This is a genomic window from Marinobacter sp. OP 3.4 (assembly GCF_036224885.1).
Classification (GTDB): domain Bacteria; phylum Pseudomonadota; class Gammaproteobacteria; order Pseudomonadales; family Oleiphilaceae; genus Marinobacter.
Window position 1 is genome coordinate 1 of record NZ_JAVVLT010000108.1, and the last position, 25,164, is coordinate 25,164.

Genomic DNA, 25,164 nt, shown 5'->3' on the forward strand with positions numbered 1-25,164 from the left:
CGGCAATACCGGCGGCCTGCGACGGAGGTTATTCCCAGATCACGGTCTTTTCCTGAGCATACCAGTCGTCCACCTTCTGGCGGTAGGCATCCTCCACCACATTGCGCTTGAGCTTCATGGTGGGGGTCAGGAAGTTGTTCTCGATGGTCCAGGGCTCCCGCACCACCACCAGGAACCGCAGGTGCTCGTGGGGGTCCAGGGTCTGGTTGACGTCCTTGAGCAGTTCCACGAAGTCCTTTTCCAGTTCCTCGCGGAAGGCCGGATCATCCCGCTTTTCCTGGGCCGCCTCCGAGAGCATCACCAGGCAGAACGGCGACACCTGGTTCTCACCGGATACGCACACCGCCTCGATGTGCTCGTCGCTCATCAGTTTGTTCTCGATGGGGGCCGGCGCCACATACTTGCCCTTGCTGGTCTTGAAGATCTCCTTCAGGCGACCGGTCAGTTTCAGGCGCCCAAGCTCGTCGATCTCCCCGATGTCGCCGGTCTTCAGGAAGCCGTCCTCGGTAAAGGCCTCCTTCGTGCGTTCCGGGTCCTTGTAGTAGCCCATCATGGTGGCGGGGCTCTTCACCTGGACCTCGCCATGCTCGCCGATGCGGCACTCAACACCCGGCAGGGCCTCGCCCACATAACCGGTACGGGAGCGCCCCGGCTGGGTGGTGTGGGAATAGGCGATGTTCTCCGACATGCCGTAACCTTCCAGCAGCTCCAGCCCCAGGTTGCGATACCACTCCAGGATATCGTGGGACAGGGGCGCGGAACCGGAGCCGGCGTAACGCACATGCTGGAGCCCCAGGTTCGTGAGAATCTTCTTCTTGATCAAACGGTTTAGCAGGGGAATCTTCAGCAGTTTATCAAGTTTTTCCCGGGGCATTTTCTCGAACACGCCGTGCTGGAACTTGGTCCAGATCCGGGGCACCGCAATGAACAGCGTCGGTTCGCACCGCTGCAGGTCCTCCACGAAGGAATCCAGGGTGTCGGCGAAGAACAGGTGGAAGCCCTTGTTCATGGAAGTCAGTTCGCCCACATAACGCTCAAACACATGGGCCAGCGGCAGGTACGACAGGTAACGGTCCTCGTGGGTCACCTCAAGCCGGTCAGCGGCGCCGGTGGCGGCGTAGGACAGGTTGGCGAAGCTGAGCATGACCCCCTTGGGCCGGCCGGTACTGCCGGAGGTATACACGATGGTGGCCAGTTCCTCCGGGTCCCGCTCGGTGTTTTCCGTCATGGGCGGATTTTCCGCCACGATGTCGTCCCAGGTCTTGAAGTTGGTGGACGGGCTCAGGGGATAGGTAATGCATTCCACGGAGTCCGGCACGCCGGGTTTCATGCTTTCCCAATCGTCCAGCTTGCCCACGAACAGCACGGGAATCTCCGCGTGTTCGATGATGTAGCTGACGGTATCAGCGTTCAGGGTGGGATACAGGGGTACGGAGATATGCCCCGCCATCCAGATCGCCCAGTCGGACATGATCCAGTGGGCGCAGTTCTTGGACACGATGCCGATTCGGCTCTTCTCCGGCAGGTCCAGGGACTTCAGGTAGGTGGCCATGCGCCGGGCCTCGCCCACCGCCCGGCGCCAGGTGAAGTCCACGACTTTTCCCTTCCCCATGGGCTGGGTCATGTAGACCTGTTCCGCCCGGGCCGTTTCCCAGTGATAGATCATGTCCAGTGGTAGTTTTTGTTGTGTACTCATGTGTCTTTTGAGACCTTTGGCTGACAGGCGGCCAGCCCCTATCAGGGGTTACGCCTGATTGTTGTTATCGTTGGATTTTCCGGATCTTCCGCCGGATTAACTGAAGACTATTGCATCATAGCCACAACCGTCAAAGTGTGATGCAGATATAATTTGTGGTGCCCTATCGATTGAGAACCGGAGATTTGCCGGCTGATATACGGGATAACCCGGTATACCTGAGCCCGCGCAAACCGGGTAACCATGTGATAAACTCCCGCCTCTTTTTTATGGGCACCCGAAGGCCGCACGGCGTTATGGGGCCTGATCACATCCCACTATTCTGGAGAAACGGCTAATGGCCAAGATTTTTCTGCGAATTCTGGCAAGCGCCCTGCTGATCACCGGCTTCGGCCTGGCCCAGGCAGAGGACGGTAAAGAGGACGGCAAGACGGTTGCCATTACCCAGATTGTAGAGCATCCCGCACTGGATGCCGTCCATGAAGGCGTTAAGGACGAACTGGCGGCCCGGGGCTACGAAGAAGGCTCCAACCTCAGCCTGATGCATGAAAGCGCCCAGGGCAACACTGCCATCGCCGCCCAGATCGCCCGTAAGTTCGCCGGCGAGCAGCCGGACGTGATCGTGGCCATCGCCACCCCGTCCGCCCAGACCATGGCCGCCGCCACCCGTAACCTGCCGGTGGTCTTCTCCGCCGTCACCGACCCGGTGGGTGCCAAACTGGTGGACAGCCTGGAAGCCCCGGGCGGCAACATCACCGGGGTCAGCGACATGCTGCCCATTGACCGGCACCTGGACATGCTGCTGCGTGTAGTGCCGGACGCCAAGCGCATCGGCACCGTATACAACCCCGGCGAGGCCAACGCCGTCGCCCTGGTCGAATTGCTGCAGGAAAGGCTGGAAGCCCGTGGCCTGACCCTGGAAAAGGCCGCCGCCACCAAGACCTCCGAAGTGCTGGGGGCCGCCCGTTCCCTGGCCGGCAAGGCGGACGCCATCTACCTGACCACCGACAACACCGTGATCAGTGCCGCCGAGGCCGTGGTGTCCGTGGGTGAACGCGCCCGGATTCCCGTCTTCGCCGCCGACACCGCCACCGTCGAGCGCGGCGCCGTGGCCGCCATGGGCTTCGACTACTACGACCTTGGCCGCCAGACCGGCGCCATGGTGGCCCGTATCCTGGAAGGTGCCTCCCCGGCGGACATTCCGGTTGAAACCGTGGACAAGCTGGAGCTGTTCGTGAATCCGGGAGCCGCCGAGAAGATGGGCATCACCCTGGATGACGACCTGATCTCCGAGGCCGCCAAGGTCATCGGCAACGACTAAACCCCTTTGCGGGCCCGACCGGTAGCGCCGGGCCCGCCCCCAGCCTCAGCGATAGCCTGCTCATGCTAAGTGAAATTGCCCTTTTTGGTGCCCTGGAGACCGGCCTGATCTACGGTCTGGTGGCCTTCGGTATCTACATCTCCTTCCGGGTGCTGGACTTTCCGGACCTGACCGTGGACGGCAGCTTCCCCCTGGGTGCCGCCGTGGCCGCCGTGCTGATCCTCGGTGGCTGGAACCCCTGGCTGGCCACGCTGATGGCCATTGTCGCCGGCATGGCCGCCGGTGCGGTGACCGCGCTGCTGAACGTCAAGCTGGGCATCCTCAACCTGCTGGCGTCCATCCTCACCATGATCGCGCTCTACTCCGTGAACCTGCGCATCATGGGCAGCCCCAACCTGGCGCTGCTGGGCGAGACCACCGTGGTGACCTGGTGGGAAAACCTGTTCTCCCCCCAGAACTACTACATGGCCCCCGTCGCCCTCTTCGCCGTGGTCGCCCTGGTGGTGCTGGTGTTGCTGTGGCGTTTCATGAAGTCCGAGATTGGCCTTTCCATGCGGGCCACCGGCGCCAACCCGCGCATGGCCCGGGCCCAGGGCATCGCCACCGGCGCCATGATCGTGCTGGGTGTGGCCCTGTCCAACGGCCTGGTGGGCATGGCCGGGGCCCTGTTCGCCCAGAGCCAGGGTGCGGCGGATGTCACCATGGGCGTGGGCGTGATCGTCATCGGCCTGGCCTCGCTGATTGGGGGCGAAGCCCTGGTGACGCCCCGCACCGTGGTACGGGCACTGATCGCCGCCGTGGTGGGCGCCATCGTCTACCGTCTGGCCATCGCCTTCGCCCTGAACGCGGATGTGCTTGGCCTGCAAGCCCAGGACCTGAACCTGATCACCGCCATCCTGGTCACCCTGGCCATTGTCCTGCCCGGCTTCCGCACGAAGCTGCAGGCCAGAATGACCCGCAATAAGGCCTAGGGCTGGAGAAAGGAGCGAGACATGATCAGCGCAGACAACCTCAAGCTAACCTTCGGCCAGGGCACCCCCCTGGAGAACCCGGCCCTGCGGGGCATGAGCCTGACCGTGCACCAGGGCGAGTTCGTCACCGTGATCGGCAGCAATGGCGCCGGCAAGTCCACCTTCCTCAATGCCCTCGCCGGCGAGGTGCTGGTGGATTCCGGCCGTATCGAAGTGGATGGCCAGGACGTCACCCGGCTACCCACCCACAAGCGCGCGCACCGCGTGGCCCGGGTATTCCAGGACCCGCTGGCAGGCACCTGCGAGGGCCTGACCATCGAGGAGAACCTGGCCCTGGCGATCAAACGGGGCCAGCGCCGGTGGCTGGGCAGCGCCGTCAAGCGCAGTTATATGGAGCGCTTCCGGGCGGCCCTGGCCAAGCTAAACCTGGGCCTTGAAAACCGGCTGGGTGACAAGATGGGGCTGCTCTCCGGCGGCCAGCGCCAGGCCGTAAGCCTGCTGATGGCCAGCCTGACGCCCTCCGCCATCCTGCTGCTGGACGAACACACCGCCGCCCTGGACCCGAAGACCGCCAAATTCGTGCTGGAACTGACCCAGGAGATCATTGCCGAGCAGAAGCTCACGGCGCTGATGGTCACCCACAGCATGAAACAGGCGCTGGAGGTGGGCGACCGCACGGTCATGCTCCACCAGGGCCAGGTGGTGTTCGATATCGCCGGCGAGGAACGCCAGGGGCTGGAGGTGAAGGACCTGCTGGACCTGTTCGAGAAACAGCGGGGCCTGGAAGTGGAAGACGATTCTTTACTGTTGGGCTGACGGCTCGCTGCTACTGGGTTGAGGGCTTTCTTCCCGGCGACAGAATGACCAATGTGAACAGGGCCTGATCAGCATCAGCGCCCTGCTTCACACGCCTGAAACCGACATCGATTATGGTCGGTTTTGGCCAAGCCCTTGTGGCTACTGGCTTCCCGGCGTTGCAAGGTTTTACTGATAATTTTTTTGCACCACCTCCCCCCGTTTAATAGCTCCTCCTTTCTTCACACAACACTATATAGTGTCTATACTCGCACCTATCTCAACTAGATATAGTGTTTGACGCAAACCCCGACAGGACCGTCAAACTCGCCGTGAGCGCCGATACAGCGGCGTTCTGACCATAAAAAATCATGCAAATCGAGGGTGGAGATGAGCGCAAAACTACAGGTAGTAACCACTGATATTCCGATGCAGGATGCCTCTCTGGACATCTGGAACAGCAAGTACCAGTTGAAGACCAAGACCGGTGAACCTGTAGATCGCGACATCCAGGAAACCTACCAGCGGGTGGCCAAGGCCCTGTCCGAGGTGGAGTCCAAGGCCAAGCGCGACAAGTACATGAAGGAGTTCGTCTGGGCCCTGCAGAACGGCGCCATCCCGGCGGGCCGGATCACCTCCAACGCGGGCGCCGAAGCCCACAAGCCGGCCACCTCCACCATCAACTGCACCGTGTCCGGCACCATCCAGGATTCCATGAACGATATCCTGGAGAAAAACCATGAAGCAGGCCTGACCCTGAAGGCCGGTTGCGGTATCGGCTACGAGTTCTCCACCCTGCGCCCCCGCGGCGCCTACGTGGCCGGCGCCGGCGCCACCACCTCCGGCCCACTGTCTTTCATGGATATCTTCGACCGCATGTGCTTCACCGTGTCCTCCGCCGGTGGCCGCCGTGGCGCCCAGATGGCCACCTTCGACGTGCACCACCCGGACGTACTGGAATTCATCCAGGCCAAGCGTGAAGACGCCCGCCTGCGCCAGTTCAACCTCTCGCTGCTGATCACCGAAGACTTCATCGAAGCCGTGCGCAACGGCGACGACTGGCACCTGTCCTTCCCGGTCACCCAGAAGGAAGCTGAGGACGAAGGCCTGGACCTGAACGACACCAGCCAGTTCGTCTACCGCGACTTCCCCGTGCAGGAAGGCTACGTGGTCAACGACGAAGGCAAAGTCGCCTGCCGCATCTACCGGACCCTGAAGGCCCAGCTGATCTGGGACACCATCATGACGTCCACCTACGACTACGCGGAGCCGGGCTTCATCCTCATCGACAAGGTGAACCAGATGAACAACAACTGGTTCTGCGAGGAAATCCGCGCCACCAACCCCTGCGGCGAGCAGCCCCTGCCCCCGTACGGTAGCTGCCTGCTGGGCTCGGTGAACCTGACCAAGTTCGTGGAGAACCCCTTCACCGACAAGGCCAGCTTCAACTACGAGAAATACCGCCAGGTGGTGGGCATCTTCACCCGCATGCTGGACAACGTGGTGGAAATCAACGGCCTGCCCCTGAAGGAACAGCGCCACGAAATCAAGAACAAGCGCCGCCATGGCATGGGCATCCTGGGCCTGGGCTCCACCCTGGCCATGCTGCGCATGCCCTACGGCTCCGAGGAGTCCGTGCAGTTCACCGAGGACGTGGTCCGCGAGATGGCCGTGGAAGGCTGGCGCCAGTCCCTGGCCCTGGCCGAGGAAAAAGGCGCGGCGCCGATCATGGACGAAGAGTTCGAGATCACCCCGAAGATGCTGGCCTGGCGTCCGGAGCTGGCCGAGGACGGCTACAAGCTGGGCGACAAGGTGAAGGGCCGCATCCTCCACGCCAAGTACAGCAACTACATGAAGCGCATTGCCGATGTGGAACCGGAACTGGTGGAGCAACTGGCCGAGAAAGGTGGTCGCTTTACCCACCACACTTCCATCGCGCCCACCGGCACCATCAGCCTGTCCCTGGCCAACAACGCCAGTAACGGCATCGAGCCGAGCTTCTCGCACCACTACTCCCGCAACATCATCCGGGAGGGTCGCAAGACCAAGGAAAAGGTCGACGTGTTCAGCTTCGAGCTGCTGGCCTACCGCCACCTGATCAACAGCGGTGCCATGCCCTTCTCCGAAGACGCCGACAAGAAGCTGCCGGAGTACTTCACCACGTCCGACGACGTGAGCCCGAAGCAGCACGTGGACATCCAGGCCGCGGCCCAGAAGTGGGTGGACTCGTCCATCTCCAAGACCGCCAACGTGCCCCAGGACTTCGCGTACCCGGACTTCAAGGACATCTACATGTACGCCTACGAACAGGGCCTGAAGGGGTGCACCACCTTCCGCTTCAACCCGGAGGCGTTCCAGGGCGTGCTGGTGAAGGAATCCGACCTGGAGAACACCCTCTACGAATTCACCCTGGACGACGGCAGCAAGGTCACCTTCAAGGGTAACGAACAGATCGAGTACGACGGCGAAATCCACACCGCCGCCAACCTGTTCGACGCGATGAAAGAAGGCACCTACGGCAAATACTGATCCGGGAACTGACAGGAACCATGACCATGACAGCGAAAATCACCAAGAACATCGTCGGCTACCGGGTCAAGAAGGCAGACCCGGAGGCCCAGGCAGCGGCCCCCGAACAGGGCGCCAACACGCCGATCCAGATGAACGAGAACATCGAACGGCCGGACTTCCTGCTGGGCACCACCTACAAGATCAAGCCGCCGGTGGCCGAACACGCGATGTACATCACCATCAACGACATCATCCTCAACGAAGGCACCGACCACGAAAGCCGGCAGCCGTATGAGGTGTTCATCAACTCCAAATCCATGGAGCACTTCCAGTGGGTTATCGCCCTCACCCGCGTTATCTCCGCGGTGTTCCGCAAGGGTGGCGACGTCACCTTCCTGGTGGAAGAGCTGCGCTCCGTGTATGACCCCAACGGTGGTTACTTCAAGAAAGGCGGCGTGTTCATGCCATCCCTGGTGGCCGAGATCGGCGGCGTTATCGAGCGGCACCTGAAAGCCATTGGCCTCATCGAGACGGAAGAGATGAGCGACGTGGCCAAGCGGATTCTGGCGGAGAAGCGGGCTGAGTTTGAAACGGCTCAGAAGACGCCTTCTAATGATGAGAGTGCCAGTGAGTATCCGGCTAATTCCACGCTTTGTGGGAAGTGTAATACCAAGGCTGTGGTTATTATGGATGGGTGTGCTACTTGTCTTTCTTGTGGGGACTCCAAGTGTGGTTGAGGGGTTGATAGTCAGATGAAGTAGTGCGAGGAGGCCCGGCGATCTTTGATTTGTCGGGCCTTTTTGTTTGCCGGGGCGCCATCATTTGACTGCATCATTATTGGCGGGAATCTGACGGCTTCGTTATTACGCAGCCAAGCGGCGCGGTCGGCACCCGAGCGTTTGCAGTAGGATGATTTTCTGGGTAGTTTTGACCAGATGCGACGAGAGACAGTGGAATAATGAAGCGTGATAACGAAGCGGTTCGGTTTCCGGTGAGGATCTGACCGCTGTCTAACTGCTGTTGTGTGTCTATATAAGCACCAACATAGGGGGCCAAATATAATATACAATATACGAAATATTTCATAATAGTTTAATTACATAGAGGGCTCGTCAAGCTGTGATCGAAAAAGCTTTAGTACAATGGAAAAATAAAAAAATTAAATCCATTGAGATTACTAAAAAAGCAAAAAAATCGTTGCTTCTTTGGCATGCTAAAGGTTGGCAGCGTATCTATTCCCTAAAAAACCGGTTTTTCGATATTAAGTTGAACTATGGCGGCAGGCTAGGATTGATATTTCTAGTGGCACTAATAGCGACAAGCGCATTATTTGTTCCAGCGCTTCAAGGTTATTTCGAGCCATATTTTTCCGAGCCAACACGACTCGAATCGGTTAAGGCACTTTTTCTTACTCTTGGTGGCGCCTTGATCGGTGCTACTGCTATTGCGTTTTCACTCATCATGTTTGCAATGCAGGTTAATGTTGAGCGTATGCCGCATGGATTATTCAAGAAATTTAGCTCAGACGTAAAGCTGCTTGGAGCATTTGTTGCGACATTTTCATTGGCGGCGATCATCGCAGGGTTGTCGCTGATACCAGGTAAATCTTGGGTGGCTGGCGCTACTACAGCAACAGCCTGGTGTTCCCTGTTAATTATATTGCTATTTGTGCTTGCGTACCGTAGAGCGCTTTCTTTGATTAGCCCCACTACGCAGTTGGGATTAGTGGTCGTTGATACCGCAAAGAATTTTAAAATGTGGGACAGAGCCATTAAACGGACGACGCCAATATTTCTAGCAAATGCCAATGCAGGAGCAGAAGATAAGGAAATCAGAAGTAAATATGATATGGATCGCGTTACCTATTTTCAGTTGAACCAAAATTGGACTGTATCAGCCGAGAGGTCAATTTTCTATTGTATTACCTTTTCAAGGCGGTATGCAGAACAAGGCGATCACGAAGTTTCACGAGTTGCGCTTAATGGGATTGTCGCAATTAATTCTTTGTATATCAAAACAAAAGGAAAAACATTTTTTTCAAACAACTATTTTTTCGATAATCCGCTGGCGTCTGATAGATTTCTGACAAACACACTTGAGCATTTGCGGCGGAATGTGCAAGTAGGAATCTCACGAAAAGATGAGCAATTCATTGAGCAAAATCTACAGTGTCTGCTTCAGCTCACACAACTTTATCTATCCATTGAATATGGCGATGAGCATGCTGTAAGGTCTCATGCGCATCTGGTATCAGGGTATCTGACAAGCGCAGTAGAAAGTGTTATTCCGCATGACATGGCTGACGTGTTAATTGAAGGTGTGTCACTGCTGGGAAATGCAGCTAGACTTATCGTTGCACATGACAAGCCTGAGTACACAGCCTCTATCTCGGATAAAATCGCACTTATAGCTTGCACTGGTGCAGTTAATAAAAACTACCAGCCGGTATCCCAAGTAGCAGTTAAACAGCTTGCATCTCTCACTTTTGAATTACTACGGAGCAAGTCATGGGAAGTGCGCTATGCAGTCAAAGAGGTTCGAGATGATGTAAAGCTGGTTGCAGAAATGTACCTCAAGATACCTGATTCACCACTAATGAGTGTTCATAGCACAAGCTTAGCGCCTTACTATTCCGGAACCAGCAACGATACATTAATGGCATGGCTGACGGAATTAGCAAATGCTTTATCAAATGCAGAACCTGGTGATGAAGTAGCAAAACGAGTTATTGGTCATATAGAGGAATGGGCAGATGGACTATATCAAACAGAAAAAGAATTATTATTGCTGTCGATTGAGAAAAGATCGCAACTTACGTTCGATTTAGTCCACTGGATAGTACACATCACAAAATTACTCTTCGCTGTTTCTTGTTCGGATATTTGCAATGATCATCATCGAGGCAATCTTAGAAGATCGGCTCATTGGTTGATTTATGTGCTTTCATGGATTCCTGATGATGAAGAAACAATAAAATATATAGAAACTTACCGTATCGCAGATAAGATATTTGAGTCAGCAGTAGATGCACATAAACGTGGTTGTGATACGGATGCGCTTGAAATTCGGGACCTACTTCTTAGCTGGACACGCAAGGTAGGTAAATATCAAACTGGTTGGGCATCCTTAGAAACAGCTTGTTGTGGATTGGCATGCTTAAACCTTATCCTTGGCTTGCCAGATGAGAAGCTATTCACTGATATTGATACATATATTTCTAAGGAAGATGCCCCTGCTTTTGATATTCGTTCAAGGGCCGCCTCTGATCTACGTGAAGAAGCAGATAAATACCGCGACGGATATGGTCACGGTGATATAGACGTGGCAATGGCAAATGTCGATCAATCGAAAATTAGATTCCTGCTGCACGGAATAGCAGACCGTTTATGCCCTGAAACTCGTAATACCAACCCGGCTGAATCTTCGGATGAAGAATGAGATTTGTCACACAACAAGTAGCTCCATAGAAACCATGGACAGGCACTCCCAAAGAGAGAACCTCCAATGCCAAGCCGGTAACCAGCAACCTGCAGCCGGATATCGCCACCTGACGTCAATTGATCAAGATTTAGCCAGACCAACAGGTTTCAGGCCACTTTTCCTGATTTCAGGTCAAACCTATCCCTTGGCCTGGTGCCAATAAGCGATGTTCTCCGGGGAAAGTCTTCGGGTCAGGCCGCTCGTCGTCGCCTGCCCTGCTCTGCCCGTCGGTTCCAGGCATAGCGGGCCTCAAACTCGCAAGCTTCATCCAGCCATTCGTCAGGTGACAGCCCCAGGCGAGTCAGGATGGGTGGGGTATTCTCAGGTATGTAGCCGCGCTTGGTCGGATGGATCACTCGCCCGGTGTAGTCCACCAGTTCCAAATAGTCCTGCAGGCTGAACAGAATGCCGTGCTGTATTTCGTTGCGCTGGTTGCCTTCAAAGTCCACGAGAGGCTTCAGTGGAACCGGAAACTGTCGCAGAGTCCCTGACTCGATCTGGCTCTGGATAGCCTGCGCCAGGTCCAACTGGGGTACCAGCCTTTCCTTGATGCTTGTGTGATCAGAGGTTTCCGGGGTCTCGGCCATGGCCGCCCTCACCGGGTTCAGGTCCACGTAGGCCATGCAGCTCAGCAAGGCCTGTTCGGTCAACAGTGCCTGCGATTTGAAGCGGGATTCCCAGAAGTGACCGGTACAATCGTCCTCCCGATTCGCCTCCCGTGCGATAGGTTCATTCAGGCACTTCATGAACCAGCTCAGATCCGTCAGCCGTTCTCGGTACACGGCCACCGTGCGATTTAGGAAGCGGCGTTCCGCATCGGTCAGCGAATCACCGTTGAGGTACCGCTGGACAATTAGCGGTCCTTTATAAAGACTGCCCCAACGCGCCAGCACCTCGTCATCGGTCCATTCCTCGCCCTGCTCCGGAGACAGCTTCACGACAAGGTGGTAGTGGTTGGACATAACCGCGTAGGCACAGACGTCAATGGCGAAGAGCGATGACAGTAGCCGTATTCGTTCTTCGATCCACTGGCGCCGATGTTCGTAGCTTTTGCCCGTCTGCCGGTCATACCCGCAAAGATAGGTACGGCGCACGCACCGAGAGACGATGTGGTAATACGGAGTGTCGCTGACGGCAATCAGCTGTTCACGGGGCCGGGGCATGGAGGTCCTCTCCTGGTCGATATCCTGTCAAAGACTATGGCCGAACCAGGTCACGTGCTCAATATCGTCACTCGCGACGTAATTGATAAACGTTGAGAATGTTCAAACGTGGACAGGCACTTAAAAAGTACCCTCTATCCAATAACATAGTGTGCAAACCACGGACCGGCGCGCCCCATCCAGGTGTGGGAGGCAGCTTAGGCTCTTCTACTCAAAGGAGCGGTTAAAAATGGCGGGGGTAACCTCCCATTGACCTAAAACTGCCTTTTATCGCCACAGAGCTCTATACTGCCGACTGCTCCTCGGCAACCAACACAGCTTGGGCAGTTCCTTAGGACCTGCCGCAAGCCTTGCCAGGCCAACCACAGCTACCCATAAGGCATTATGAAAGTTCCAAAACGGTTACAACCACTGGTAGATGACGGCCTGGTGGACGACGTGCTGTACCAGTTGATGAGTGGCAAGGAAGCGCAGGTCTATGTCGTGCGCTGCGGTGACACCCTACGGTGCGCCAAGGTTTTCAAGGAGGCGCAGAAACGCAGCTTCAAGCAGGCCGTGGAATATCAGGAGGGACGCAAGGTCCGCAATACACGGCGGGCCCGGGCTATGGGCAAGAAAACCCGGTACGGTCAGAAGGAACAGGAAGATGCCTGGCTCAATGCCGAGGTTGATGCACTGTACCGCCTGGCGTCCGCCGGCGTCCGCGTGCCCGAGCCTTTCGGGTTCGTGGATGGGGTGTTACTGATGGAACTGGTTGCCGATGAGACCGGGGAAGCAGCGCCTCGCCTCGACGATGTCACGCTCAGTCACGAGCAGGCCATCGATTACCACCGCCGTATTATCGACGACGTGGTTCGCATGCTGTGCGCCGGACTGGTCCATGGTGACCTGTCAGAGTTCAACGTACTGGTGGACCCTCAGGGGCCGGTGATCATAGACCTGCCCCAGGCGGTCGATGCGGCCGGCAACAACAACGCTGAGCGCATGTTCCAGCGAGACGTGAACAACATGCGTCGGCATTTTGGCCGCTTCGCTCCGGAACTGATGAATACCAACTACGCCGGCGAGATCTGGGACCTGTACGAATCCGGTAAATTGCATCCTGGCAGCCCGCTGACGGGGCTGTTCCAGCACGACGAAACCGCCGCCAATGTGGACGAAATCATGGACGTCATCGACGCGGCCAAAGAGGAAGAGCAGGAACGCCGGGAACGTCAGCAGGACGATGAAGACTAGTGTCGCTTAACAACCGTTAGCCAATCTACCAGGCCAGCCAGATAATATGGCGGGCGCCCTTGCCCGGTCGGTGGGCCCTTACCGTTACCGGATCCACCGACAGCCCCGCCCGCCTGAGTCGCTCGGTAAAGGCCGGGTCCTGTCCCGCAGACCAGTAGGCCAACACACCCTCTGGCGTGATAGCCGCCTGGGCCGCCGCGATGCCGGCCGTTGTATAGAGCCAGTCGTTCTCTTTACGGGTCAGGCCTTCTGGCCCATTATCGACATCCAGCAGAATCGCATCCCAGCTTTGCTGCGATGAGCGGATCAGTTCAGCCACGTCACCGATATGGACCTTTGCCCTGGGGTCACGCAGTGGATAACCCGCAGCCTCACCCAACGGCCCGCGATTCCAGGCTTCAACCTCCGGCACCAGTTCGGCCACGACCACCTCGGCATCAGGCCCCAGTGAGGCGAGCGCCGCTGCCAGGGTAAAGCCCATACCCAGTCCGCCAATCAGTATTCGGGGGGCGGCGTGGTCAGCCAGGCGCTCGCAGGCAAGGGTCGCCAGGGCATCCTCGGATCCATGCAGGCGGCTGTTCATCAGCTCACCGGAGCTGCCGGCAATGCGGATAGAGAACTCGTCATTGCGCCTCAAAAGGCGCAACTGGCTGCCCTTGCCGGGGATGGTTGCGGTGCCGATCTGATCAAAGCGCGCCATAAAAAACCTTTGCAGCAGTGTGGGTGCCCGAGAAGGTTGCCAGAGTACACGTCCCGGGCATAGAAAACCCCCTCTTCTTTTAGCTGCTGCTGAAGACATTCAGAAAGAAGCAGAAGAGTAATCGCAATATGCTTTCCCGGCCGACTCAAGCTCCAGGATGGATCTGCCGTGGACAGGCACTTGGGAATGGCCGTTTGCGACGGGCAAGACAATCAGATGATGGACAAGCACCTCTTTAGCTTCTTTACTATCGAACACAAGTTCCATATTGATACGGGTGAAATGCGCCGGTCCAGGGTGAATCCGGACTCAGTCCCCCATTAGCTTGAGCCAGGCGCAGACGTTTTTGCCTCGGACGACACCTACGCCCGGTTGGCCACCTAAACGGACTCGCTGCAGCGGCGGTAAACGATTGCAGAGGGAGAGCGTATGCCACAAATCCAGAAATACCCCACTGGCTGGCGGGTATTGCATTGGGTAATGGCCCTGATGGTTCTGACGCTGATACCCGTTGGCCTCTGGATGGCTTCCCGTGCGGAAGCGGACATCTGGGGGGCGCTGACGAACACGTTATACAGTGTGCACAAAGCCGTTGGCTTCACCGTGCTATTGCTGATCATTGTTCGGATCTTGGTAAAACTCCGAATGAAAGCCCCGCCCTATCCGGAATCAATGCCACGCACCTTACAAATCGCTGCCAAGAGCGTACATCACCTCATCTACCTACTGCTGGTGCTGACACCGTTATTTGGCTGGGCCGGTGTGACAGCGTTTCCGGCTCTGACCATAGTGGGCGATTTCAGTCTGCCCGCGATGCCTTTTGTAGACCAGGACGAGGCGCTGGCCTCTCGCCTGTTTTACATACATGGGTGGCTTGCGATAACGCTGGGCGTACTCATTGCCGGCCATATCGCGGCAGCCCTGCGTCATTTGCTGCGCAAAGACGGTGTTTTTCAACGGATGGTCTAACCGTTGTACAAGGATCTGTCTTGGATTTTCCGGGTGCAGGCCATTGGTGGCGCAAGAGCTAGGCCTGACTCTCCTCTGTTTTGCCTCATCTCTCACCTTCTCATGGGCATGCTGTCGATCATTGAGAACAGCTGCTGAAGATCCCAAGAATCCGGGACAGGCACTCCCAGACCTGGGCACTCCCAGACCTGCTCCCAGACCATGGGCACTCCCAGACCATTCTCCAGACCACCCCGGACTTCAGCCTCGCCAGGATCAATGTTTTTCAAAGCGTCGATATTTCTTACACAGCTCTATCCTGCAGCATATGTAGTTTTCTGAATCTAATGAACAAATAGATAATGGGTGCAGTTATTGCGATTAATAACGATTGTTTATGCAACACAATTGTCGAGGAAACGATTATGGCTTTCCGTCGCCCCCTACTTGGTTTCATCCTATTGCTATCGGTTCCAATGCCACTCTATGCGGGATATCTGAGCCTGTTCAACATCGAGGGTGAGTCGTCGCTTTCAGCGCAATACGTGACCTACAACTCCCTCGGAGACATGCTGCTCGACACGAATCGCCAGAGCGTCTTCACGCCCAACGGGTTCGGGGCCGGTTTCAACATCGTCGGCAGTGGCACGGACGGAAACCTTTACTGGAGTCTGTTCAACATCGAGGGTGAGTCGTCGCTTTCGGCGCAATACGTGACCTACAATTCTCTCGGAGACATGTTGCTCGACACGAACCGCCAGGGCGTCTTTACGCCCAATGGGTTCGGGGCCGGTTTCAACATCGTGGGCAGCAGTGCCGAACTTCTCATCCGCGATATACCCGAGCCGGCATCGTTGCTATTGCTGAGTACTGGCGTACTTGGTGTCTGGCTGCAGCGCAGGAGGACACCAAGGTACCAGAAGGGATAGGCACTCCCAAAGAGCTGTTTTGATGATCGGCCCTCTGGCTTGATGTTTGAAGAATAACGGGGACAGGAAAACGTTACCCTGTCCCTATTAGCCCCGTTCGCCGTCTAGCCCCTAAACCTGCGCGTAGCCCCCGTCAACGAACACCTCGCTTCCCGTCATAAAGGTGCTGTCATCGGACGCCAGGAAGGCCACCGCGCCAGCGGTTTCCCTGGGATCGCCCAGACGCTCAAGCGGTACGGTCCGTTTCATCTCGCTCAGGGCTTCGGATGGGAGCAGTTCCATCAACTTGTCTGTTTTGGTCGGGCCGGGAGACATGACGTTCACGCGAATGCCGGTGCCCCTGAGATCATGAGCCCAACTGCGCACCAGGTTTCGGACGGCCGCCTTGGAGGCACTGTAGATGCTCATGGCGGGGGTGCCCATGCTGCCCACCGTGGAACCGGTGAGGATGATGGAGCCGCCGTTTTTCATCAGGGGCAGGGCCTTCTGGACGGTGAAGAGGGTGCCTTTGACGTTGATATCGAAGATGTAGTCGTAGTGCTCCCCGGTGATCTGTCCCAGGCTGGCGAAATCGCCGACGCCCGCGTTGGCCACAAGTACGTCCAGGTGCCCTTTTTCTTTCTGGATCGTTTCGAAGATGCGGTCGAGATCCTCCGGCTTCGTCACATCCGCCTGGACCCCCCGGGCGTTGGATCCCAGTGCCTCAGCCGCGTTGTCGAGGACGTCCTGGCGCCGTCCGGAAATAAAGACGAAGGCGCCTTCGTCGATGAGGCGTTGGGCCGAGGCCAGGCCGATGCCGCTGGCTCCACCTGTGATAAGTGCGATTTTACCGTTTAGCCGACTCATGATTGGGTCTCCGTGTGTGTTGACTCGATTCGCGTTCACGATATATAACCCACTTACAAATGTTCAAGTATGCACCTTTTGGTAAGTACCGTTATGGCGAAAGAAAACACAGAAAACCCACGTTTCATTTGCGGCCTGCATGCGACGCTGCACGTGATCTCCGGGAAGTGGAAGCCTTTGATTCTGTTCTTTTTAAACAAGGGCCCGACGCGTTATGGCGAGCTAAGGCGAAGCGTGCGGGGCGTGAGCGACAAAATGTTGATCCAGCAGTTGAAGGAGCTGGAGTCCGACGGCATCGTCCGGCGAACCGACTATGGGGAGATCCCGCTGCGCGTCGACTACTCGCTGACGCCCTTCGGGATGAGTCTGGTGCGGGCCATGGAGCCGCTTTGCAACTGGGGTGAGACGTACGAAGAGGACATTGCCGCAGCGATGGACCGCCGAAAAGCCAGCCGGTAGGCAGCGAAACCGGGTGGCGGTGGTGGACAGGCACCCGACAATGCCGAAGAACTCTTTATTCCTGCCTGGATCCGCCCCTCTCAGGCTTCCAACGTAGGCACCAGTCGCGAATCCTCAATCGCCGCCGTGCGATGGTGAACGATAGCCTTGTATTCAGGACTGTCGATCATCGTCAGGAATGCATCCAGCGACGGGTAACGGACCAGAAGTACCTCGTCCCAGTGTTCGTCTTCCGGGCCGATCAACAGGCCGGTCGGCTCACCGGACCAGACCAGGTCACCACCAACGGCGTGAATGCAGCGAATGGCGCCTTTGCCGTATTCCTTGTATGCCTCACGGCCGCTGATGCCGCTTCTCCCATCCTCGTAGTTGGCCTGATCACGGAACTGCAGCAGGTTGAGCATCACCACCGGTTTGTCTTTTGGTGTACTGGCCAGGACGTCGGAAATGGCGCGGGACGTCGGGTTTACGGTTTTCATGGGCTTGTTCTCCGTTGGTTTGTTGTTGGGCTTATCAGTAGAAGGCTACGCGGCATGACGGGAAAGAATGCCGCAATTTCCTGCTTCGATGCAATGCGTAGCAGCGACGGCATGCCCCTCCACCACTGGCCTTACCGATCCCTTTTCCCCTTCCGGGAATGACGTTGGCCGCTCCTGCCGATTCCTCCTATGCTTCACTCATCACTGGGAGCGCCCCCTGCACCGGGGGTATGTCCTCACAAAGACAGACCTGCGCACACAAGGAGGTAATTCAGATGACCGGAACCCCCGATGAGATGGAGAAACTGCAACAGCAAATAGCCGCAAAGCGCAAAGAGCTGGCGACGTTTCTCGAGAAAACAGAACCGAAAAACACACTACTGATTACCACCTCCATTGTATGTGGCGCATTGGCGGCGGCCCTTACCGCGGGTCCGGGGTTTGGGGGTGACGGCTTTGTTGCTCAGGTCAATGTGTCCGAATCCCTGGGTGTACCGCTCTGGCAACTACTGTGTTTGCTGGCCAGCCTTATGTCCGTCACAGCCGTGATCGCCAATGGATTCCTGAAGTTCAGTGACTTAACGGGGAAGATCTCGGAAGCCCGCATGAATGACGCGAAACTGGAAGGCCTGGAGACCATGATCGAATTCGGGCAAATAGACCTGGCGCAGGCAACTCGCGAGTATACCGAGTGCCTGACCAAAATGGCCCATATTCAACGTCCCTCCACTACTTGACCATCGAAAGCCCAGGTCGGATTAAACGCCCCTCCCCCGCCCCAGATCCTGGCCTGAATGACGACTCCAACAAATTATTCCTGGTTCGGATATCATGACTCTCTGAAGTTGGCGAGTAAGCCAACCGTTAACCTGGAGAACATCATGAGTAAAAAACCCGAAAAAGCCACCTTGACGGCCGCCATGATCGAGGAACAGACGGCTGCTTTCCTGAAGGCAGGCGGGACTATCGAGTATGTTGGCAAGGGTAAAAGCGGACGAATCAACGCCACTGGCTCGAAGCAGATCGATCTGAAAGCGGGTCGATAGTCTCACCCTGTAGAAGCGTCAATGCCTGGGCGACGACCGGTCCACAACCGGGGCATTCAAGGCCATCAGTTCGGCCACCCAGTCAATGAACACACGCAGCTTGGCGCTGACGTGACGGTTCGGTGGAAAAGCGATGTACAGGGGCATCGGGTCCAGGTGCCAGTCCTCGAACAGGGGAACCAGCTCGCCCCGGGACACGTGCTCCCTGGTCATGTAGTCCGGAAGCCAGAGCACACCCAGACCAGCCAGGCCGGCGGCCAGGCAGGCATTACCGTCGTCGACCGCGATCCGGTAGCGCCCCTGCATGGTGACACTCTCCCCGTTACGATGCATGGCCAGACCGGCACGGGCCCATCGGAAACCCACAACGTAATGAGGGGGCGCTGACAGCTCCCGTGGGTGCGACGGAAAACCGGCACTCTCCAGGTAGGACGGCGCCGCATGGACGCCAATCCTCAGGTCTCCCACCCGGCGGGCCACCAGGGACAGATCGGTCAGTTCGCCACCACGCACCACACAGTCCACGCTTTCATCGATCAGGTCCACCATGCGATCGCTCACGCCCATATCGAGCTGGATATCGGGATATCGTTCATGGAACGCAGGCAGGGCCGGTATCAGAATCATTCGGGCCAGTGGGCCGGGAACATCCACCCTCAGCCGGCCCCGGGGCGACACCGAGACAGCGGACAGGCTGGTTTCGGCATCATCCATATCCGCCAGCAGCTTCACCACACGCTCGTAGTAGGCCGCGCCATCGGCCGTGACGTTGACCTTGCGTGTGGTCCGGTTGAGCAGCCGGACACGCAGCCGTGCCTCCAGTTGCTGTACCAGTTGCGTCACGCTGGTCCTGCTCATGTGAAGCGTCTCGGCCGCCCTGGTGAAGCTGCCGGTCTCCACCACCCGGGCGAAAGCCTGCATTGCGTGGAAACGATCCATGGCTGCTCCAACAGTGGAATGATTGTTTGGATTATACGAACAGTGTTGGCCAGGATGCACCGTTTATCCGCCAGGACCACCGGTCTACAGTGCTCCCATCATGAACGACGGGTCATATCGACCCGCTGATGGAGGTACAGATGGCTAAGCGTGACGTGATTTTCCCCAAGGGTCGCCAGGACCTTTACGAGCACAACACCTATTCCGCCGCGGTCCGCTCAGGCGACCTGCTGTTCGTGTCGGGCCAGGTCGGAAGTCGTGAAGACGGCTCCCCCGAGCCGGACTTCGCCGCCCAGGTGCAGTTGGCTTTCGACAACCTGAAAAGTGTACTTGCGGCTGCCGGGGCAGGTTTCGACGATATCGTGGACGTGACAACCTTCCATACCGATCCCGAAGCCCAGTTCGCCACCGTCCTGGACGCCAAGAATCGGGCCTTTCCGGAAAAGCCGTATCCGAACTGGACGGCCCTCGGGGTCAACTGGCTGGCGGGTTTCGACTTCGAGATCAAGGTTATCGCAAGACTGCCGGCGTAAGGGACGGGACAGCGGACCAGGAATGGCCTGCTTCCGGCACCCGGTTTTGAGGGGGCAATTGGCCCCGCCTCCAGCGACGCTTGCCAGGACCGGAGGACGGGCCTACGTTGGTAGGTAGCCACTTCCGAAGGATGAACTGCGACGTTGTACCGTCAGATCCTGTCCATCAACGCAATCGGTTTACTCATCAGGAGGACGCTGTATGGATACCCGTCACTTTCACAAACCCTCCGCCCAGACCGTGGGCATTTCAACGCTCGTGCTGGGCGTGATCGGGCTTATCGCCGGTGTCTGGTATTACCAGGAGCAGTCCACCACCCGAACACAGCGCCTCAGGCGTGGGGCCAACCGCCAGCTGAAGCGGGTGCGGGGCCGGTTCCGGGATGATCACCTCTCCACCGCCGCCACGACCGGACTGGCGGTCGGCGCCCTGGGCGCTCTCGCCGCGCTGATCCTGGGTGGATCGGAAGCCTACCGCCGCTATCACGAGTGACAGAACAGGTATCCCCCCTCCAGGCGGTGTGGGGATAACCATGGCCCGCAGTGTCCGGTTGGCGTTGCTGGCATCCCTGGCAATTGTTGTTGCGGCCACCAGCGGCTGCGCCAACCATGTGACAGTGCCGGAAGATCCGGCGTCTCCAACCCGGGCCTATCTGGTAAACCACGGCCGTCATGCCAGCCTTGTGCTACCGGACCCGGACGGCCAGTGGCGACGCTACAGCCATGGCGAATGGCGCTGGTACGCGCTGGATGAAACCGGACTTTTCCGGGCGATGCAGGCCTTCCTCTGGCCCACCCGGGCGACCATCGGCCGGGGTACCCTGAGTCGCCCCCCTGAAGGTGGCGGCCCCATCCCGGGCATACCCGAGGGTTATATCGAAGCGATCCCGTTCCAGGTCAGTCAAAGCCGGGTGATGGCCCTTCGACAACGCCTTGACGGTCATTTCGATAACGCGGACACACGCCAGTACCAGCCGATCTATGCGCTCGAGTTCGTACCCTACCCCCAGGATTACTGGTTCCTGCACCAGTCCAATGAGGTCACCGCCGACTGGTTGCGGGCGCTGGGCCTGGAGGTGCGAGGGCTTACCCTGTTCTCGGACTGGGATTTCCAGTCCGACTGAATCCGGAAGACGCGACCCCGTCCCCATGACCGCTCTCCAAACGACGGCAATTTCGGAATGTTCCGGCCCCTGCTTCCCAAGCTACCGAAATCTGCACCAGGGTGTCATCAGGTCCGCATCAGCATGATTCATCTGAATCACCAGCAAAACGTCATCCTGATGGCCAACTTGACATGGATCACCATGCCTACCGTCGATGGGATTCATACTCAGGCCCCGCAGTTGATCAGCAAGCCACACGGAGGCGCCACATGGCTGATAAAACGCACCCCTCGAACCCCGAAGACGACCTGGCAACCCGATTTCCCACGGCGTATACCATACTATTCCTGCTGATCATTCTGGTTGCGGCTCTCACCTGGATTGTTCCTGCAGGGCAATACGAGCGCTCCATGAATGAAGAAGTCGGACGGGAGGTGGCAGTACCTGGCACCTATCAGACCGTCGCCCCCAACCCCCAGGGTTTTGTGGATGTAATGCTGGCGCCCACGGCGGGCTTCTATGACCCCGACAGCTATGCCGCCAACGCCATTGATGTGGCCCTTTTCGTGCTGTTCCTTGGCGGTTTCCTGGGCGTCATGAACGCCACCGGCGCGATCGACACGGGCATTCGTAGCGCCATGCACCGGCTTGAAGGGCGTGAGATATGGATGATCCCGATCCTGATGACGCTGTTCGCGCTGGGCGGCACAACCTACGGTATGGCGGAGGAGACCCTGGCGTTCTATGCCATTCTGATTCCGGTGATCATCTCGGCGGGCTATGACGCCGTGACCGGGGTCGCCATCATACTGGTAGGTGCCGGCATTGGCGTACTTGGGTCCACCATCAATCCGTTTGCGACCGTTATCGCTGCGAACGCCGCCGATATTCCGTTTACTGACGGTATCGTACTGCGATTTGTGCTGCTTATCGGGGGGCTCATCATTTGTACCGCCTACGTGATGCGCTATGCCCATCGGGTCAAGGCGGATCCGTCCCGCTCGGTGGTTGCGAAGCAGAGAGACGCCCATCGCAGGCTTTTCCTCCAGGGCCATGACGAGCTGGAAAACTTTGACCTCACCGGCACCCAGAAAATAGCACTGGTTATCTTCGCCCTTACCTTCATCGTGATGATCTGGGGCGTATCGTCCCAGGGCTGGTGGATGGCCCAGATGGGCTCGCTCTTCTTCGGCGCAGCCATCGTGATTGGCCTGATCGCCCGGCTGGGGGAGAAAAAGCTGACCGGCAGCTTTGTTGACGGCGCTCGCGACCTGCTCGGAGTTGCCCTGGTGGTGGGCCTAGCCCGGGGCATTGTGGTGATCATGGAACAGGGCATGATTGCAGACACCATCCTGCACAGTGCAGAAACCACCCTGGGCGGGTTGCCGGAACTGGCGTTCATCAACCTGATGTTCTGGATTGAAGTGGGCATGAGTTTCTTTGTGCCATCCTCATCCGGCCTGGCTGTGCTCTCCATGCCCATCCTTGCGCCACTGGCGGACTTCGCCAATGTGGGACGGGATCTGGTGGTCACCGCTTACCAGTCCGCCAACGGACTGGTGAACCTGATCAACCCAACGTTTGCCGTGGTGGTTGGTGGCCTGGCCATCGGGCGGGTGTCCTATGACCGCTGGCTGGCCTTCATCTGGCCCCTGCTGCTGATCCTGACCGTGTTCATCACGGTGGTGATCAGTGTCGGCGCGTTTCTGTAAGCCTTTCCAAAACCCCAGGCAAAGGAGCATGCGATATGGCTGAACATACCCTTGGCGTTCATTCCGAAACCGGCACCCTGCGGCAGGTGATTGTCTGCCGCCCCGGGCTGGCCCACCGGAGGCTGACCCCGTCCAATTGCGATGCGCTGCTGTTTGACGATGTGTTCTGGGTCAAGCAGGCCCAGAAAGACCATGATGTATTCGCCGGGGTGATGCGTGCCCGGGGGGTGGAGGTGCTGGACGTCAACGAACTGCTGGCCGACACCCTGGACATCCCCGGGGCGCGGGCCTGGATTCTGGATAACCGCATTACCTGGAATCATATCGGCGTGGGCATGGTGTCCGACCTTCGCGCCTGGATGGACGAGCTTCCCGGCCAGACCCTGGCAGAGTTCCTGATTGGCGGACTGGAAGTGGGCGACCTGCCTTTCGACCCCTCCGGACTGTTTGGCAACCATTTGGGGCCTCACGGATTCGTGCTGCCGCCGCTGCCGAACTTCCTGTTCACCCGGGACAACAGCGCCTGGATCTATGGCGGTGTCACCCTGAACCCCATGTACTGGGCCGCACGCAAACCGGAAACCCTGTTGATGAGCGCCATCTACCGGTTCCATCCAGTGTTCGCCGGCAAGGTCAACGTGCATTGGGGCGATCCTCTTGAAGACCATGCCCTGGCGACCCTGGAAGGGGGTGACATTATGCCGGTGGGCAATGGTGTAGTGCTGGTTGGAATGGGTGAACGCTCCTCCCCGCAGGCGATCGGCCAGCTAGCCAGGGCCCTTTTCACGAACGATGCCGCTGAGCGGGTGATTGCGTGCCAGATTCCCAAGACCCGTTCCGCCATGCACCTGGATACCGTGTTTACCTTCTGCGGTGGCAATGTGGTCACGGCCTTCAAGGAGATGGCAGACCAGATGGTGTGCTACGACCTGCGCCCCGGCATGGGCGGAAAACATCTTTCCTTCCATCAGGACCCCCGTCCGCTGTTTGATGTCGTTGCGGAAGTACTGGGCTACCCCTCCCTGGAGGTGATTGCCACCGGCGGCGATACCCCTGCAGAGCGGGAACGGGAGCAGTGGAACGATGGCAATAACGTACTGGCCCTGAGCCCGGGCGTGGTCATCGGTTACGACCGCAACGACGACACCAACGCCGCCCTGGAAGCCGCCGGCATCGACGTGCTGGCCATTCCCGGCGCGGAACTGGGGCGGGGCCGGGGCGGTGGGCGCTGCATGAGCTGCCCGACCATACGAGACGCAGTCTGACAAGGAAGGAGCAGAACCATGGCTTTCAACCTCAAGAACCGGCATTTCCTGACCCTGCGGGATTTTACCCCACGGGAGATCAGCTTTTTGCTGAAGCTTTCCGCCGACCTGAAAACCGCCAAATACGCCGGCACCGAAGTGCCACAGCTAAAAGGCAAGGACATCGCGCTGATCTTCGAAAAAAACTCCACCCGAACCCGGGTAGGCTTCGAGGTTGCCGCGTTTGACCAGGGCGCCCGGGTCACCTACCTGGGGCCGACGGGTACCCATATCGGCCACAAGGAATCCGTCAGGGACACTGCCCGGGTGCTTGGCCGCGTTTACGATGCCATTGAATACCGGGGATTCGGTCAGGCCGTCGTTGAGGAACTGGCGCAATATGCTGGTGTACCGGTCTACAACGGCCTGACCAATGAGTTCCACCCGACCCAGATACTGGCGGACTTCCTGACCATGCAGGAAAACGTGGAAAAGCCCCTGAGGGAGGTGGCGTTTGTATTCATCGGGGACGCCGCCAACAACATGGGCGACAGCCTGCTGATCGGTGGCGCCAAGATGGGGATGGATGTGCGCCTGTGCGCCCCCACAGCCTGCTGGCCAAGCGAAGCCATCCAGAAGGAAGCCCGAGCCATCGCCAATGATACCGGAGCGCGGATCATGATCACGGAGGACATCGATACCGCCGTGGCAGGTGTGAATTTTGTCTACACTGACGTATGGGTATCCATGGGCGAACCCAAGGAGAAATGGGCGGAGCGGATCAAGCTGTTACAGCCTTACCAGGTCAATGCGGCATTGATGGAGAAAACCGGCAACCCCCGGGTAAGGTTCATGCATTGCCTGCCAGCCTTCCACAATACCGAAACCACCGTGGGCAGGGAGATCCAGGTGGAGTTCGGCATCGATGCCATGGAAGTCACCGAAGAGGTCTTCGAAAGCCCCGCCTCTATTGTGTTTGATCAGGCGGAAAACCGGATGCACACCATCAAGGCGGTGCTCGTTGCCACTCTGGGAACCTGATACAGGGAG

Annotated in this window: 24 protein-coding genes; 18 read left to right on the forward strand and 6 right to left on the reverse strand. The window is 58.0% G+C overall.

What is annotated here, in order from left to right; all coding sequences use genetic code 11:
• Positions 1-28 precede the first annotated feature (28 nt).
• Positions 29-1,696 (reverse strand): AMP-binding protein, encoded by a 1,668-nt coding sequence (locus RO069_RS18210; RefSeq protein WP_328189501.1) that lies wholly within the window; start codon positions 1,694-1,696, stop codon positions 29-31.
• 337 nt (positions 1,697-2,033) lie between these two features.
• Here RO069_RS18210 and RO069_RS18215 point away from each other — a divergent pair, with 337 nt between their 5' ends.
• From RO069_RS18215 to RO069_RS18240, 6 genes are all read left to right on the forward strand, one after another.
• The gene (locus RO069_RS18215; protein WP_328189502.1) at positions 2,034-3,017 is read left to right on the forward strand and encodes an ABC transporter substrate-binding protein; all 984 of its coding nucleotides are present in this window, start codon (positions 2,034-2,036) and stop codon (positions 3,015-3,017) included.
• Between the two features lie 62 nt (positions 3,018-3,079).
• Positions 3,080-3,988, forward strand: a complete 909-nt coding sequence (locus RO069_RS18220; protein WP_328189503.1) for an ABC transporter permease — start codon at positions 3,080-3,082, stop codon at positions 3,986-3,988.
• A gap of 21 nt (positions 3,989-4,009) precedes the next feature.
• Entirely contained in the window at positions 4,010-4,804 is a 795-nt protein-coding gene (locus RO069_RS18225) for an ABC transporter ATP-binding protein (RefSeq protein ID WP_328189504.1), read from the forward strand.
• 369 nt (positions 4,805-5,173) lie between these two features.
• The gene (locus RO069_RS18230) at positions 5,174-7,312 is read left to right on the forward strand and encodes an adenosylcobalamin-dependent ribonucleoside-diphosphate reductase (protein WP_328189505.1); all 2,139 of its coding nucleotides are present in this window, start codon (positions 5,174-5,176) and stop codon (positions 7,310-7,312) included.
• 26 nt (positions 7,313-7,338) lie between these two features.
• Complete coding sequence (locus RO069_RS18235) at positions 7,339-8,031, forward strand: TSCPD domain-containing protein (RefSeq protein WP_328189506.1); 693 nt, start codon at positions 7,339-7,341, stop codon at positions 8,029-8,031.
• 382 nt (positions 8,032-8,413) lie between these two features.
• On the forward strand, positions 8,414-10,732 hold the full coding sequence (locus RO069_RS18240) for a hypothetical protein (RefSeq protein ID WP_328189507.1): 2,319 nt from the start codon (positions 8,414-8,416) through the stop codon (positions 10,730-10,732).
• Between the two features lie 233 nt (positions 10,733-10,965).
• Here the strand turns inward: RO069_RS18240 and RO069_RS18245 are convergent, their stop codons facing one another.
• Positions 10,966-11,937: a transposase gene (locus tag RO069_RS18245; protein ID WP_328189508.1), complete on the reverse strand. Its 972-nt coding sequence runs from the start codon at positions 11,935-11,937 to the stop codon at positions 10,966-10,968.
• Between the two features lie 384 nt (positions 11,938-12,321).
• Here RO069_RS18245 and RO069_RS18250 point away from each other — a divergent pair, with 384 nt between their 5' ends.
• A complete protein-coding gene (locus RO069_RS18250) occupies positions 12,322-13,173 on the forward strand; it encodes a PA4780 family RIO1-like protein kinase (RefSeq protein ID WP_328189509.1) in 852 nt (283 codons plus the stop codon).
• A 25-nt stretch (positions 13,174-13,198) separates the two neighbouring features.
• Here RO069_RS18250 and RO069_RS18255 read toward each other — a convergent pair whose 3' ends face one another.
• Positions 13,199-13,873 (reverse strand): hypothetical protein, encoded by a 675-nt coding sequence (locus RO069_RS18255; RefSeq protein WP_328189510.1) that lies wholly within the window; start codon positions 13,871-13,873, stop codon positions 13,199-13,201.
• A gap of 429 nt (positions 13,874-14,302) precedes the next feature.
• Between RO069_RS18255 and RO069_RS18260 the strand changes: the two genes are divergently transcribed.
• Both RO069_RS18260 and RO069_RS18265 read left to right on the forward strand, forming a co-directional pair.
• Complete coding sequence (locus RO069_RS18260; RefSeq protein ID WP_328189511.1) at positions 14,303-14,842, forward strand: cytochrome b; 540 nt, start codon at positions 14,303-14,305, stop codon at positions 14,840-14,842.
• Positions 14,843-15,246: 404 nt separating this feature from the next.
• Positions 15,247-15,750 carry a PEP-CTERM sorting domain-containing protein gene (locus RO069_RS18265; RefSeq protein WP_328189512.1) on the forward strand — a complete coding sequence of 168 codons (504 nt, stop codon included), beginning with the start codon at positions 15,247-15,249 and terminating at the stop codon, positions 15,748-15,750.
• 111 nt (positions 15,751-15,861) lie between these two features.
• Here RO069_RS18265 and RO069_RS18270 read toward each other — a convergent pair whose 3' ends face one another.
• Positions 15,862-16,596: an SDR family NAD(P)-dependent oxidoreductase gene (locus RO069_RS18270; RefSeq protein WP_328189513.1), complete on the reverse strand. Its 735-nt coding sequence runs from the start codon at positions 16,594-16,596 to the stop codon at positions 15,862-15,864.
• Positions 16,597-16,689: 93 nt separating this feature from the next.
• Between RO069_RS18270 and RO069_RS18275 the strand changes: the two genes are divergently transcribed.
• Positions 16,690-17,055 (forward strand): winged helix-turn-helix transcriptional regulator, encoded by a 366-nt coding sequence (locus RO069_RS18275; protein WP_328189514.1) that lies wholly within the window; start codon positions 16,690-16,692, stop codon positions 17,053-17,055.
• Positions 17,056-17,135: 80 nt separating this feature from the next.
• On the opposite strand, the gene RO069_RS18280 is transcribed toward RO069_RS18275, so the two are convergent.
• Positions 17,136-17,534, reverse strand: coding sequence for a DUF1330 domain-containing protein (locus RO069_RS18280; RefSeq protein ID WP_328189515.1), 399 nt, complete (start codon positions 17,532-17,534; stop codon positions 17,136-17,138).
• A gap of 275 nt (positions 17,535-17,809) precedes the next feature.
• On the opposite strand from RO069_RS18280, the gene RO069_RS18285 reads away from it, so the two are divergent.
• Positions 17,810-18,271 carry a hypothetical protein gene (locus RO069_RS18285; RefSeq protein ID WP_328189516.1) on the forward strand — a complete coding sequence of 154 codons (462 nt, stop codon included), beginning with the start codon at positions 17,810-17,812 and terminating at the stop codon, positions 18,269-18,271.
• A gap of 144 nt (positions 18,272-18,415) precedes the next feature.
• Positions 18,416-18,580: a hypothetical protein gene (locus RO069_RS18290; protein ID WP_328189517.1), complete on the forward strand. Its 165-nt coding sequence runs from the start codon at positions 18,416-18,418 to the stop codon at positions 18,578-18,580.
• An 18-nt stretch (positions 18,581-18,598) separates the two neighbouring features.
• Here the strand turns inward: RO069_RS18290 and RO069_RS18295 are convergent, their stop codons facing one another.
• Positions 18,599-19,519 (reverse strand): LysR family transcriptional regulator, encoded by a 921-nt coding sequence (locus RO069_RS18295; protein WP_328189518.1) that lies wholly within the window; start codon positions 19,517-19,519, stop codon positions 18,599-18,601.
• A 140-nt stretch (positions 19,520-19,659) separates the two neighbouring features.
• Here RO069_RS18295 and RO069_RS18300 point away from each other — a divergent pair, with 140 nt between their 5' ends.
• From RO069_RS18300 to RO069_RS18325, 6 genes are all read left to right on the forward strand, one after another.
• Entirely contained in the window at positions 19,660-20,052 is a 393-nt protein-coding gene (locus tag RO069_RS18300) for a RidA family protein (RefSeq protein ID WP_328189519.1), read from the forward strand.
• A gap of 202 nt (positions 20,053-20,254) precedes the next feature.
• Positions 20,255-20,545 (forward strand): hypothetical protein, encoded by a 291-nt coding sequence (locus RO069_RS18305; RefSeq protein ID WP_328189520.1) that lies wholly within the window; start codon positions 20,255-20,257, stop codon positions 20,543-20,545.
• A 40-nt stretch (positions 20,546-20,585) separates the two neighbouring features.
• Positions 20,586-21,176: a hypothetical protein gene (locus RO069_RS18310; protein WP_328189521.1), complete on the forward strand. Its 591-nt coding sequence runs from the start codon at positions 20,586-20,588 to the stop codon at positions 21,174-21,176.
• A 251-nt stretch (positions 21,177-21,427) separates the two neighbouring features.
• The gene (locus tag RO069_RS18315; RefSeq protein WP_328189522.1) at positions 21,428-22,870 is read left to right on the forward strand and encodes a YfcC family protein; all 1,443 of its coding nucleotides are present in this window, start codon (positions 21,428-21,430) and stop codon (positions 22,868-22,870) included.
• Positions 22,871-22,905: 35 nt separating this feature from the next.
• Entirely contained in the window at positions 22,906-24,135 is a 1,230-nt protein-coding gene (locus tag RO069_RS18320) for an arginine deiminase (protein WP_328189523.1), read from the forward strand.
• 18 nt (positions 24,136-24,153) lie between these two features.
• Positions 24,154-25,155: an ornithine carbamoyltransferase gene (locus tag RO069_RS18325; RefSeq protein ID WP_328189524.1), complete on the forward strand. Its 1,002-nt coding sequence runs from the start codon at positions 24,154-24,156 to the stop codon at positions 25,153-25,155.
• Positions 25,156-25,164: the final 9 nt, after the last annotated feature.

Coding starts and splice junctions, on each gene's coding strand:
- RO069_RS18315 (WP_328189522.1), top strand. CDS start 21,428: ATGGCTGATAAAACGCACCCCTCGAACCCCGAAGACGACCTGGCAACC.
- RO069_RS18210 (WP_328189501.1), bottom strand. CDS start 1,696: ATGAGTACACAACAAAAACTACCACTGGACATGATCTATCACTGGGAA.
- RO069_RS18235 (WP_328189506.1), top strand. CDS start 7,339: ATGACAGCGAAAATCACCAAGAACATCGTCGGCTACCGGGTCAAGAAG.
- RO069_RS18320 (WP_328189523.1), top strand. CDS start 22,906: ATGGCTGAACATACCCTTGGCGTTCATTCCGAAACCGGCACCCTGCGG.
- RO069_RS18255 (WP_328189510.1), bottom strand. CDS start 13,873: ATGGCGCGCTTTGATCAGATCGGCACCGCAACCATCCCCGGCAAGGGC.
- RO069_RS18325 (WP_328189524.1), top strand. CDS start 24,154: ATGGCTTTCAACCTCAAGAACCGGCATTTCCTGACCCTGCGGGATTTT.
- RO069_RS18245 (WP_328189508.1), bottom strand. CDS start 11,937: ATGCCCCGGCCCCGTGAACAGCTGATTGCCGTCAGCGACACTCCGTAT.
- RO069_RS18260 (WP_328189511.1), top strand. CDS start 14,303: ATGCCACAAATCCAGAAATACCCCACTGGCTGGCGGGTATTGCATTGG.
- RO069_RS18270 (WP_328189513.1), bottom strand. CDS start 16,596: ATGAGTCGGCTAAACGGTAAAATCGCACTTATCACAGGTGGAGCCAGC.
- RO069_RS18310 (WP_328189521.1), top strand. CDS start 20,586: ATGGCCCGCAGTGTCCGGTTGGCGTTGCTGGCATCCCTGGCAATTGTT.
- RO069_RS18230 (WP_328189505.1), top strand. CDS start 5,174: ATGAGCGCAAAACTACAGGTAGTAACCACTGATATTCCGATGCAGGAT.
- RO069_RS18305 (WP_328189520.1), top strand. CDS start 20,255: ATGGATACCCGTCACTTTCACAAACCCTCCGCCCAGACCGTGGGCATT.
- RO069_RS18285 (WP_328189516.1), top strand. CDS start 17,810: ATGACCGGAACCCCCGATGAGATGGAGAAACTGCAACAGCAAATAGCC.
- RO069_RS18275 (WP_328189514.1), top strand. CDS start 16,690: ATGGCGAAAGAAAACACAGAAAACCCACGTTTCATTTGCGGCCTGCAT.
- RO069_RS18225 (WP_328189504.1), top strand. CDS start 4,010: ATGATCAGCGCAGACAACCTCAAGCTAACCTTCGGCCAGGGCACCCCC.
- RO069_RS18280 (WP_328189515.1), bottom strand. CDS start 17,534: ATGAAAACCGTAAACCCGACGTCCCGCGCCATTTCCGACGTCCTGGCC.
- RO069_RS18215 (WP_328189502.1), top strand. CDS start 2,034: ATGGCCAAGATTTTTCTGCGAATTCTGGCAAGCGCCCTGCTGATCACC.
- RO069_RS18250 (WP_328189509.1), top strand. CDS start 12,322: ATGAAAGTTCCAAAACGGTTACAACCACTGGTAGATGACGGCCTGGTG.
- RO069_RS18220 (WP_328189503.1), top strand. CDS start 3,080: ATGCTAAGTGAAATTGCCCTTTTTGGTGCCCTGGAGACCGGCCTGATC.
- RO069_RS18295 (WP_328189518.1), bottom strand. CDS start 19,519: ATGGATCGTTTCCACGCAATGCAGGCTTTCGCCCGGGTGGTGGAGACC.
- RO069_RS18290 (WP_328189517.1), top strand. CDS start 18,416: ATGAGTAAAAAACCCGAAAAAGCCACCTTGACGGCCGCCATGATCGAG.
- RO069_RS18300 (WP_328189519.1), top strand. CDS start 19,660: ATGGCTAAGCGTGACGTGATTTTCCCCAAGGGTCGCCAGGACCTTTAC.
- RO069_RS18265 (WP_328189512.1), top strand. CDS start 15,247: ATGGCTTTCCGTCGCCCCCTACTTGGTTTCATCCTATTGCTATCGGTT.